Origin of the sequence: Microcoleus sp., assembly GCF_049646505.1 — a bacterium.
Taxonomy (GTDB): Bacteria; Cyanobacteriota; Cyanobacteriia; order Cyanobacteriales; family Microcoleaceae; genus Microcoleus.
Map to the genome: position 1 here is coordinate 1 of NZ_JBARVX010000279.1, position 11053 is coordinate 11053.

10 protein-coding genes are annotated in these 11053 nt (G+C 45.9%); 7 read left to right on the top strand and 3 right to left on the bottom strand.

The window, feature by feature from the left end:
- From WBA89_RS15075 to WBA89_RS15090, 4 genes are all read left to right on the top strand, one after another.
- Window positions 1-729 (top strand): aminotransferase class V-fold PLP-dependent enzyme (locus tag WBA89_RS15075; RefSeq protein ID WP_424407733.1); only part of this gene is annotated, 729 nt, incomplete at its 5' end.
- Window positions 730-996: 267 nt separating this feature from the next.
- Window positions 997-1194: a hypothetical protein gene (locus WBA89_RS15080; RefSeq protein WP_424407735.1), complete on the top strand. Its 198-nt coding sequence runs from the start codon at window positions 997-999 to the stop codon at window positions 1192-1194.
- A 271-nt stretch (window positions 1195-1465) separates the two neighbouring features.
- Window positions 1466-2815, top strand: coding sequence for an LCP family protein (locus tag WBA89_RS15085; RefSeq protein ID WP_424407737.1), 1350 nt, complete (start codon window positions 1466-1468; stop codon window positions 2813-2815).
- 216 nt (window positions 2816-3031) lie between these two features.
- Window positions 3032-3541, top strand: coding sequence for a pentapeptide repeat-containing protein (locus WBA89_RS15090; protein WP_424407739.1), 510 nt, complete (start codon window positions 3032-3034; stop codon window positions 3539-3541).
- A gap of 197 nt (window positions 3542-3738) precedes the next feature.
- On the opposite strand, the gene WBA89_RS15095 is transcribed toward WBA89_RS15090, so the two are convergent.
- Window positions 3739-4992, bottom strand: coding sequence for an S-layer homology domain-containing protein (locus WBA89_RS15095; RefSeq protein WP_424407741.1), 1254 nt, complete (start codon window positions 4990-4992; stop codon window positions 3739-3741).
- A gap of 474 nt (window positions 4993-5466) precedes the next feature.
- Between WBA89_RS15095 and WBA89_RS15100 the strand changes: the two genes are divergently transcribed.
- Entirely contained in the window at window positions 5467-6951 is a 1485-nt protein-coding gene (locus tag WBA89_RS15100) for an amidase (RefSeq protein WP_424407743.1), read from the top strand.
- A gap of 187 nt (window positions 6952-7138) precedes the next feature.
- On the opposite strand, the gene clpX is transcribed toward WBA89_RS15100, so the two are convergent.
- Both clpX and cynS read right to left on the bottom strand, forming a co-directional pair.
- Complete coding sequence (clpX, locus tag WBA89_RS15105; RefSeq protein WP_424407745.1) at window positions 7139-8524, bottom strand: ATP-dependent protease ATP-binding subunit ClpX; 1386 nt, start codon at window positions 8522-8524, stop codon at window positions 7139-7141.
- Between the two features lie 347 nt (window positions 8525-8871).
- Window positions 8872-9315, bottom strand: a complete 444-nt coding sequence (gene cynS / locus WBA89_RS15110) for a cyanase (RefSeq protein WP_424407747.1) — start codon at window positions 9313-9315, stop codon at window positions 8872-8874.
- Between the two features lie 346 nt (window positions 9316-9661).
- On the opposite strand from cynS, the gene WBA89_RS15115 reads away from it, so the two are divergent.
- Both WBA89_RS15115 and WBA89_RS15120 read left to right on the top strand, forming a co-directional pair.
- On the top strand, window positions 9662-10006 hold the full coding sequence (locus tag WBA89_RS15115) for a slr1659 superfamily regulator (protein WP_424407751.1): 345 nt from the start codon (window positions 9662-9664) through the stop codon (window positions 10004-10006).
- A 149-nt stretch (window positions 10007-10155) separates the two neighbouring features.
- The coding region (locus WBA89_RS15120) for a PAS domain-containing protein (RefSeq protein WP_424407749.1) at window positions 10156-11053 on the top strand (898 nt) is incomplete at its 3' end.

Below are 11053 nucleotides of genomic sequence, written 5' to 3' on the forward strand. Positions count from 1 at the left end.
AAATTAGCATTATTAGACCATATAGTCAGCCAAACCGGCTTAATATTTCCCATCAAACAGTTAGTAGGCGAGTTGGAAAATCGCGGCGTAGATGTATTGGTAGACGGAGCTCACGCGCCCGGAATGGTAGCGCTAAATTTAGCAGAAATTGGCGCAACTTACTACACGGGAAATTGCCACAAATGGCTGTGCGCGCCGAAAGGTGCTGCCTTTTTGTACGTGCGGCGCGACAAGCAAAATGCCATTCGCCCAACTACTATCAGTCACGGTGCTAACTCGCCGCGCACTGATAAATCGCGCTTTCAACTAGAATTTGACTGGATGGGAACACTCGATCCGAGTCCCTATTTGTGCGTGCCTGTAGCTATTGATTTTATGGGTTCTTTATTGAGCGGTGGCTGGCCGGAATTGATGGCAAAAAATCATGCTTTAGCGTTAGCCGGAAGAAAAACATTGGCGGACAAATTAGATTTGCCACTACCTTGTCCCGATGAAATGGTAGGTTCAATGGCAGTTGTACGGCTGGCTGATGAAAAATCTGATGCGGTTGCAAAAGGAGGAATTGCACCTTTGCAAGAGGCGCTGTGGCAGATTTTTAAAATAGAAGTTCCCGTGATTCCTTGGCCGGATTCTAGCAAGCGGTTGGTAAGGATTTCCGCTCAGTTTTACAACACTTTGCCGCAGTATGAATATTTGGCTAAGGCGCTGGTTGAGTTGACGACAATTTGATCGGGATATTCCACCAAAAAAATTAACACCTCACTACAAACAGTTATAGGTTTGTAGTGAGGAATTTGGTCGTTTCCCCAAAAATGATTGAGGACTTGCATTCCGAACGATCGAACCAGTTTGTAGAATATAATACAATACCGTTGGGTTAAGGCTAAAACCCAACCTACTACTACAATCATGCTTAACAATCGCGTATTGGAATATGATATATCAAGACTTGGATTTCCCCAGCCCAAATAAACGAAATGAAAAAAGGAGAATTCAATGTCAAATGCGATGATGGTAATTTATCCCTATCGCGAACAGTACACCTGGGTTTTTGACGACGAGCGAGTCGGACTTGTCCGAGAACCGTTTGTTCTGGGCGTACCCCAGATGATTGAAGCACTCGTCGCAGAGATTCCCAATGTCAATGGAGGTTTCCCACTCTTATTTTCACCCAATCCATTTCCCGGATATTAAGCATAAATGCTGTGTTTTAAAACAGAATACGGCGGTAATACCAAATTCATAAAATAACGCTACATATCTACCCCCCCCAACCCCCCCTTATAAAGGGGGGGAGTCAAACTTTCGGTAGTAGCATAACTTTATGAAATTGGTATAACTAATATCGCCCGGAATCGAAAAATCTTGAAGGCTGGCTTTGTCCGGCTTTGTTCAAATACTTTATAGAAGCACCGCCCAAACTTTACTGCAAAGCAGAAAAACTGCAATAATCAACAGCAAGTCTATGAAAAACTTGTCATTTTTTAAACGAAACTTTGTTAAATCAGTCGATCACAAAAATCGAAAAAAGCCTAAAATAGTCCTGTATGTATTTTGGACACTTTTGTTGATTTTCACGGCAGCCATCTCCGCAGGAATCGGAGCAATTACCGCCCTCTTCGCCCCCGTGGAACCGCAATTTATTAGTGGAGTCCTAGACGCTGCGGGCTTTACCTACGGTTCGTCCAATTCCTCTGGATACCGCCTGTCGCGACCTGTTAATATCTTGATTATGGGAATTGACCGCGTACCACAAACCGCTGCAAATTCCCCGAAAATTTTTGAAGGTCGCAGCGATACAATACTCGTATTTCACCTCGATCCTAGAGATAAATCTATTAGTTTGATTTCAGTTCCGCGAGATACTAAAGTTCAAATTCCCGGAATTCGATTTAGCAAAATTAACGAAGCTAATGCTAGAGGAGGAGCGGCTTTGGCGGCGCGATTGGTTAGCACTATCTTGAACAATGTGACAATAGAAAGATACGTGCGAGTCAGCAACGGTGCGTTTCGGGAATTAATCGATTTGTTAGGAGGAGTTGAGGTATTTGTACCTCGCGCGATGTCTTATACAGATACCGCCCAAAAGTTAAAAATAAACTTAGCACAGGGATGGCAAACTCTCGACGGAGAACAAGCAGAACAATTTGCTCGATTTCGCAACGACGGCTTAGGAGATATCGGCCGCATTCAGCGACAACAATCTTTAATTCAAGCTATTCGCAACCGCTTCACAAGTCCATCTGTATTGGTGCGCTTGCCGGAAATTGTGCGATTGATGCAAAAATATGTGGATACAAACCTAAATTTTGAGGAAATTTTGACGCTGACAAATTTTGGTTTGCAATTGGAGCGAGATAGTTTTAAGATGGTGATGTTACCCGGACGTTCTAGCTCAGGACAAGGGGATTTGAGGAGTTATTGGATTTTAGATGTTGCTGGGCGCGATCGGATTATGACACAATATTTCCAGCAAGGAGTGCCGGATTTGGCGATCGGGCAATTTCCCGATTCCAACGAGTCAGTTTCGCCCGCCAACCTCAAAATCTCCGTCCAAAACGCTTCTAGCAAACCGACAACTGCCAAAAACGTTGCTGAATTTCTCAGAAAAAATGGCTTTTCTAATGTATCTGTAGTCAAAGATTGGCCCGACAAGCAGCGTCACAGTCAAATTATTGTCCAGAAAGGCGATTTAGCAGCAGCAAATCTCCTGCAAAAAGTGCTAGGCGACGGTAAAATAGAAGCATCTTCTACTGGTGAAATAGATTCTGATTTGACACTCCGCGTCGGCGAAGATTGGGTAAAGCGATTTTAATTAGTCATCAGTCATTAGTCATCAGTCATTAGTCATCAGTCATTAGTCATCAGCCAACAGTCAGTAGGGGCGGTGCCCCCGTGCCCGCCCTTCTTAGCAGTCAGCAGCCAACAGTTAACAGCTAACAGTTAACAGTCAACTGTTAACAGTCAACAGTCAACAGTTAACAGTTAACAGTCAACAGTTAACACTCAACAATTCCCAATTCCAATCATTATGAAAAGTGTATCCCGAATTTTTCTGAGCCTGATTTTAAGTTTAGTGTTGGCTTTTGGATGGGTGCTGCTGAGTGCTACTCCTGCATTGGCGCTGCCGAAACTTAATATTAATTACACAAATATTGATTTGTCCGATCGCGATTTTTCCAACTCTGACTTAGCGGGCGGAACATTCGTCGCGGCCGAAATGCGGGGAACCAACTTTCAAGGCGCTGATTTAACCAATGCGATTTTGACTAAAGGAGTTTTGCTGAATGCCAACTTGTCAGGTGCCAACCTCTCCGGTTCTTTAGCAGATAGAGTTACATTTGACGGCGCTAATTTGACCAATGTTAACTTCACCGAAGCAATTATGACACGAACTCGGTTTTTTGATGCTGCAATTTCCGGCGCTGATTTTACTGATGCGATTATAGATGCTTATCAAGTAAAAATTATGTGCGAAACAGCAGATGGTGTCAATCCCGTGACGGGAGTTTCTACGCGAGAAAGTTTGGGATGTCCGTAGAAAATTACGATTGCAGGAATTATGCGTCGGGGCGAGAAACCGGGTTTCTACGAGTTTTTTGGTGACACAAAATCTCTAAAAAAACCCGGTTTCTGAATACCTCGTCGGGGCGAGAAACCGGGTTTCTACGAGTTTTTTGGTGACACAAAATCTAGAAAGAAACCCGGTTTCTGAGTCGTCGGGGCTAACTGTTGCTTCTATCGAGCGCTACAAATGCCTGTGTTCGCAGCAGCAACTACCAAGTCCGAATTCAACAGCAAATCTAAATCAGTGTCGGGATTGACAGCATACAAATCAACTTTATCTCTACCCAAAAATACGCCGACTAAAGTTCCGATTCCCGCACCGCCGAGTACCTCTTCAGTCGCGATCGCCCGATCGCCCGTAACTCCCGCAATCGCCGCCGCCGCTGCTGCACCCAACGCCGTATTCTTAATCAAATTCCCCACATTCACGCCCTTAGTCACAGTTTCTTTCCGAGTAATCACTGACGAAGTAGCATTCAAAGGCACTCTGTTACCGTTGATGATACTTAATTCTTGAGCCACAAACTGAACGCCTGCAGTAGTCGATCGCAATTCGCCGCTAATTTTCGAGCCTTCGGGTATCAACACTTTGCCATTATTCCCCGCGATATCCGCAGCCACAGTCAGCGTAATCGGAGACTTGTCATTGGGGGCGAGCAAAATCTTGCCTTTTTTGTACTCAATGGGAATAGTCACCCCGCTCGGAATTTTCACAGCAACACTCTGGCTAACATCAATCTTAGCAATGTAAGGAGAATTAATTGCTCTTGCTTGATTGCTGCTGACTAATGTTTGATAGATAAAAGCAGCTACTTCAGCCCGCGTTGCTGACTTGTTGGGCTTGAGAGATTTAGGATTGGGGTAGCTAACAACTAACTGTTTTTCAGTAGCAGCAGCAACGCTTTTGACAGCATAACTTTGAATATCGCCCGCATCATTGTAGTAGCTGAGAACATCTTGAAAATTGCAGGTAGGTTCATAGCCCATTCCGTTATTTAAAGCGACTACAACTTGCACGCGAGGAATTTGCTGCATTGGCCTAAAAACATTGCCGGGATAGCCAGACATCCATCCCATTTCGTAAGCTTCGGCGATCGCCCCGCTGGCCCAAAAATTGGAGGGAACATCCGCAAACCTAGCAGCATTGCGGGTTTTTGCCTTCTTCACAGAACGAACCATTGCCGCGAATTCAGCCCGCGTTACTGGTGCATCCGGGCGGAAACTCCCATCAGGAAATCCCTTGATAATCCCCCTTTCTGACAAATCTTGAATAAAGTCTTTTGCCCAGTAGTTGTTATTAACATCCGAAAAAGCTGTCTGAGCAAAAGCAGGCGCGGGTGCTAGCATCGGCGCTGCAGCGCCGGCAACTGTTCCCAGTGTTAATAAAACAGATGTGCCGATTTTAATGCGGTGAAGTACAGACATTTTTGATTCTCCAATTTACACAAGTTTTTTATTGAAGAGAAGTAAGCTTTTGATAGGCCGATCGATTCTCGCCTAACTTGCTATTTCCCTCGGCTATGTCATCATTATTGAATGCTTTTATTTTTAGTGCGGGGAAGATACGGTCTTTAAAAATAAATATTTTGAGACTCACTTCTGACTTTTAAAATCCTTAAACTCCTTAAAATCCTGATGTTGCTTATCTCCCTTATCTACCTTGTGTTTGCAATTAACAGGATTTACGGACAAAGCCGCTTGATATTAGTTAACTATATTAACTAAAAGTGAATATAACTGATATCTTGCACCATTCTCAAGAACAGGCAAGATGCCTGTTCCACAAAGAGTTATTTTTCTTGTGGAACAGGCCGGAAAGCCTGTTCATAAAAGCCTTGTTGAGAATGGTGCAACATCTCTGTATAATAAACTCGATCGAGAACTACCTGTTTGTTGCTTATGAGTAGCCTGACGTTTGCCTCTGCCCATCAGCTAGCGCGCATGATTCGCGATCGCGAAGTCTCTGCCGTCGAAGTTCTCGACGCTTATCTGACTCAAATCGCCAAACACAACTCGAAATTAAATGCCATTTGTACGCTAGATGCAGAAAATGCCCGTACTAGAGCAAAACTTGCCGATGAAGCTCTAGCCAGAGGAGAAAACTGGGGTGCTTTACATGGCGTTCCCATTACCATTAAAGACATTTTTGAAACAGCCGGACTCCGCACCACAGCAGGCTATATTCCCCTCAAAGATTATGTGCCTCAACAGGATGCAACTGCTGTCGCGAGATTGCGGGCAGCAGGTGCTGTAATTATGGGAAAAACCAATATGGCGGAATTGGCTGGCGATTATCAAAGCACCAATTCTCTGTTTCCACGGGTGAATAATCCTTGGCATCTTGACTGTACTCCTGGTGGCAGTTCTGGGGGCAGTGCCGCGGCTGTCGCCGCCGGACTTTCACCGTTAGATTTGGGCAACGATTTCGGGGGTTCAGTGCGTCAACCCGCTCATTTCTGTGGCGTATATGGTTTAAAGCCGACAGATCGCCGTATTTCTACAGCAGGGCAGATTCCTGAAGTGCCGGGAATGCCACTGTCTATTCGGCAAATGATGACAGTGGGGTGTTTTGCGCGATCGCTCGAAGACATCCGGCTATGTTTTTCGTTAATTGCAGGCGCGGATCTGCGACGCCCTGATGTACCGCCGATTCCGCTCGATCGACCCTCTGGCAAGCCTTTGCAGCATCTCAAAATCGCTTGGACTGCTGAATGGGCCGAAGTTCCCGTTGCTTCTGAAATTCGAGCCGCTATGACTGGGATCGCTCAAACACTCTCTGACGCAGGTGTCCGAGTCGAGCCCTGGATGCCCGAAGACTTTGACCTTACAAAAATATTTAATCTTTACGGACGGGTTTCAGCATACCTGAATGTGTATGCTCAACCAGTCGATCGATATAACCTGCGTCGCAGTTTAGAGTTAATCTTCCGCACCGCAACTCAGGGCGATAAGGAACTCCGGAAATTAGGTAATTTCGCCAGTTTTTTGCCAGAATTATTGAATCCGAGTTTAAAAGGATATTTCGAGGCACTAACACAGCGCGATCGCTTCACGGCTAATATAGATGAAGCATTAGAACCCTGGGATGTCTGGCTAACTCCTGTTGCTGCAACCGCTGCCTTTACTCATTGTCCTGCTTGGAGTGCCGTTGATGTTGATGGCAAATCCTATCCTCATGCAGTGGCAAATGGTACTTATACGATACCTTTTAATCTTAGCGGACATCCTGCGGTGGTAATTCCCATTGGACAAACTGAGAATGGTTTACCGATTGGAATGCAAATTGTTGGTAAGCGGTGGCGTGAAATGGAGTTGTTGGCGATCGCAAGTGCGATCGACAAACTGGTTGGTAGCTTGCAAGGCTCTCCTGAGTTTATGGTGTAAAATAGATCGTTCAATACAATTAATGTGACGATCTTTCATTTAGAGTATTTATTAGACTTGCCGGGAGTCAAGGTTGAAAAGAGAACGCAGAGGAAGAGAAGAAAGAGATCGATAATTCCGATGCTAATTGATTTGGTATGACTTATATTACCTTAAAAAACAAGGTGGGCATTGCCCACCTCATAAATTAAGCTGTTTCGTGCTTCCGCCATGCGGGATGCCACAGCAATTCCGCAGTCGATCGCTTCTCGACCATTTCCGCAGTAATCATACAGGTAGCTACATCCTTGCGAGAAGGCAACTCGTACATCACATCCAGCATTAACTCCTCTAAAATGCTGCGGAGAGCTCTCGCGCCGGTTTTGCGGCGGTAGGCCTCCTGGGCGATCGCCCGCAGCGCATCCGGCTCAAATTCCAACTCCACACTGTCCATCTTCAACAGCTTTTGATACTGCTTCACCAGCGCATTCCGGGGCTCAGTCAAAATCTGCATCAAAGCTGCTTCATCCAGCGGCGAAATCACCGTCACCACCGGAATCCGCCCGACAAACTCAGGAATCAAACCAAACTTAACTAAATCGTCGGGCTGTACCTGCTGCAAAATATCAGCAGTCCGCTTGTCCTTCGCCGGCAAACTCGAATTGCTGTCGCTTTCTGTTGGCTGAATAAAGCCCAAGGATTTTTTACCCAAACGCTGTTCAACTATTTTTTCCAAACCGACAAAAGCACCGCCGCAAATAAATAGAATCTTGCTCGTGTCAACTTGAATAAAATCTTGGTAAGGATGTTTGCGGCCGCCTTGCGGGGGAACATTAACCACCGTTCCTTCCAACATTTTTAGCAGCGCTTGCTGCACTCCTTCTCCCGATACATCTCTGGTAATCGAAGTGTTTTCGCTTTTGCGAGCAATCTTGTCAATTTCATCAATATAAATAATGCCCCGCTGTGCCGATTCAACATCAAAATCGGACATTTGCAACAGCCGCAGCAAGATATTTTCTACATCGTCGCCGACATATCCAGCTTCTGTCAGCGTCGTCGCGTCGGCTACCGCAAAGGGCACTTCCAGCATTTGCGCCAAACTTTGCGCTAACAAAGTTTTGCCGCAACCTGTGGGCCCGACTAGCATGATGTTGGATTTTTGCAGTTCGACATCGCTGTCGGGGGAAGATTTGGCGCTGTCTTTGGCTTGGTCGGCGCTCAACCGCTTGTAATGGTTGTAAACTGCTACAGAAAGGACTTTTTTGGCTGAATGCTGCCCGATGACGTGGTTGTCTAAATGTTGTTTAATGTCAGTGGGTTTGGGAATTTGGGCTAAAGTTATTTTAGAAGATTTGTTCGATCGACCCGGGCGTTTCGTTCCTTGTCCCTGAGACTCTCGCACCTCTGATTGGGGAATCTGTTGACCAAGTGTTGTTTTGCTGGAGTCAAAAAATTCCTCCTCTAAAATTTCATTGCACAATTCCACGCATTCATCGCAAATGTACACGCCGGGCCCAGCTATTAACTTGCGGACGTACTCCTGCGACTTGCCGCAAAAGGAGCATCTGAGATTGGAGTCATACTTTGACATATTTGCCTCTTACTTTACGGTTGCGGTTGCTTGTTTTGACTGGGGAAGTTATCGATATCTTTGCCCTAGAAAATTTTCCGTATCGAACACCCAAGCCAGTCTGTGGATTTTAGATTTTAGATTTTAGATTTTAGATTGACTCCACAAATAAATTTTGGAGGTTGAACCTTCGTCTAAAACTTGGGGATATACACGAGTTAAGTCAGGGGCTGGTCTCAATTTTTTACCCGGTCAAGCTTCGCGCTCTCTATTTCTAAGTTAGCACTTTTGAGGCGCGGTCATTAGTCGTCAGCCCTGCGACCAAATTCTTAATTGTTAATTTTTGTTAGGAGCAAACCGGGAACGGCTTACCATTTCTTGTAGGGCAAAAATTTTCCTGACATAATTATTTTTACTCGATCGCCTTTTGGGTCTGCTTCTTTCTCCACATCCAAAGTAAAGTCGATCGCGCTCATAATCCCGTCACCAAATTTTTCGTGGATTACCGCTTTGAGCGGCATTCCGTACACCTGCATGATTTCATAGAAGCGATAAATTAGCGGGTCTACCGGAACCGCAGCATCCAAAGAACCTTTTAACGGAGGTTCGGTCAGCACCGCAGCCGTCTCGCTGTCGAGTCCCAATGCCGAGACAATTTTCTCTGCTTCCTCTACCGATGCCGTAGCTTGACGGTAAATAACCGCAGCAATCCAAACTTCGTCGCGACCCAAAAGTTTTTCCAATTGGGCCAAACTAATTCCTTTAGCTTTTTTAGCAGCCAAAAGCTTTTCTGTAATCTCAGAAATTGCCATTAAATATTCTCCAACTCACTGCGGTGCTAGATGTGAAATTATTCTCATGATTTGGCGATTTTGTCAATAGCAAACCGAAAAAACAAACTGAATTGATAACTCGGAACTTCAGCAAAAGCTGGTCTCGTCAAATCCAAAAATTTGCAACGCCAGCGATCGCAAAATCACTCATAAATGCCCTGCGGGAATGGTAAAGTTGGCAGTAGATGCAGTGCAGCTTGCACGAACAAAAGCATTGGGCAACAGGCGATCGGCAGAAATTCGATCGCGACCGCCCGACGCGCGGGTGGCTAGCTACCCCAGCCTCCGCTTATTTACCGATCGCAACCGGCAACTGAACAAAAGTATGGAGATTCAGACTAAAGATTATACCATCCAGTACGATCGCGCTACCCACACAGTCACCTGCTGCGGCTCGTTCCGCCTCAGTCAGGCTCAAGAATACGCGCCGATCGTCCAACTGCTCAACATCGTTGCTGACTCCAGCCCAAACACGATTGCTTTAGACTTGCGAAAGCTAGAATTCTTAAATAGTTCGGGAATTAACATAATCTCAAAATTTGTCATCAAAGTGCGCCAGCAAAAGAATATTCAAATCACCATCAAAGGCTCTAAACAGATACCCTGGCAGGGAAAATCCCTGAAAAACTTGCAGCGGCTGATGCCTTCGCTGCATCTAGAACTGGAATAGTTAATGGCAAAGCTCGATGTGAATCCCGTGCCAAGTCCGAGAACCGGGATTCGGGGGGACTCAAGTGAATTAGAATAAGTCATAGTTAACTTAGCACCAAACCTTAAAAAACTTCAGAACCAACTAAAAAATACCAACTGTCAATTGTTATGCAGGAAGAACCATCGAGAGAACAGCTACTTTTAGACGTTCAGCGGCTGAGTGCAGAACTTGAAAACTTGAAGCGCGAAAAAGCTGACCTAGAAATTTTGCTGGAGACTACCACCGAACATTCGGATACGATGGAAGCTCACTTGCTCTATCAAGCTGATGTGGCACTGCGATCGAGCGAAGAGCAGTTTCGGGCGATCGCCTCAGCAACTCCCGTTCCGGTATTGGTTTCTCGCCTCTGTGACGGCCTAATCCTGTATGCGAACTCTCAATTGGCTTCTCTCCTGAACATACCCCTAGCAGAATTGATCGGCTGCTGCACCCCAGACTTTTACTTCAACCCGGACGATCGCGCGCACGTACTCGATCTCCTCGCCAAAAACGGATACCTCCAAAACTACGAACTCCACTGCAAAAAGTCAGACGGTACTGCCTTCTGGGCGACGATCTCGGTTGAGTCCCTGCTGTTTAAGGGTGAACAGACAGCATTGTGCGCCTTGTACGACATGACGCACCGCAAGCAAGCAGAACAAACTCTCCAAGAAAGCGAAAAGCGACTCCGCCGCCAGAGTCTGGCTTTGTTGCGGCTGGGCCGGCAGAGGACTTTCAACAGCAGTGCGCTGAATGTGGGAATTCGCGAAATTACTGAGGCGGCAGCCCGCACTTTGGAAGTGGAAAAAGTCAGCGTCTGGCTTTACAACCATCTCAGATTTGGCAGCGGCTACCCGATCGAATCCCAGCTAAATTTTACCCGCAGAACGATCGCCAACAACCAAACAGAGGCAATCGATACAGAAACGCCGGCAAGGCCGCAACACGCAGCTAAGGTGAATCATTTCAAGCAAAAAAACCCCAGCCTCAGATTAGTTTGTCTCGACTTGTACGATCGCGCCAGCG

Excerpts from the sequence above, each read along its gene's own strand:
- WBA89_RS15085 (WP_424407737.1), top strand. The coding sequence starts at position 1,466 with ATGAAAAACTTGTCATTTTTTAAACGAAACTTTGTTAAATCAGTCGAT.
- cynS (WP_424407747.1), bottom strand. The coding sequence starts at position 9,315 with ATGGCAATTTCTGAGATTACAGAAAAGCTTTTGGCTGCTAAAAAAGCT.
- clpX (WP_424407745.1), bottom strand. The coding sequence starts at position 8,524 with ATGTCAAAGTATGACTCCAATCTCAGATGCTCCTTTTGCGGCAAGTCG.
- WBA89_RS15095 (WP_424407741.1), bottom strand. The coding sequence starts at position 4,992 with ATGTCTGTACTTCACCGCATTAAAATCGGCACATCTGTTTTATTAACA.
- WBA89_RS15080 (WP_424407735.1), top strand. The coding sequence starts at position 997 with ATGTCAAATGCGATGATGGTAATTTATCCCTATCGCGAACAGTACACC.
- WBA89_RS15100 (WP_424407743.1), top strand. The coding sequence starts at position 5,467 with ATGAGTAGCCTGACGTTTGCCTCTGCCCATCAGCTAGCGCGCATGATT.
- WBA89_RS15115 (WP_424407751.1), top strand. The coding sequence starts at position 9,662 with ATGGAGATTCAGACTAAAGATTATACCATCCAGTACGATCGCGCTACC.
- WBA89_RS15090 (WP_424407739.1), top strand. The coding sequence starts at position 3,032 with ATGAAAAGTGTATCCCGAATTTTTCTGAGCCTGATTTTAAGTTTAGTG.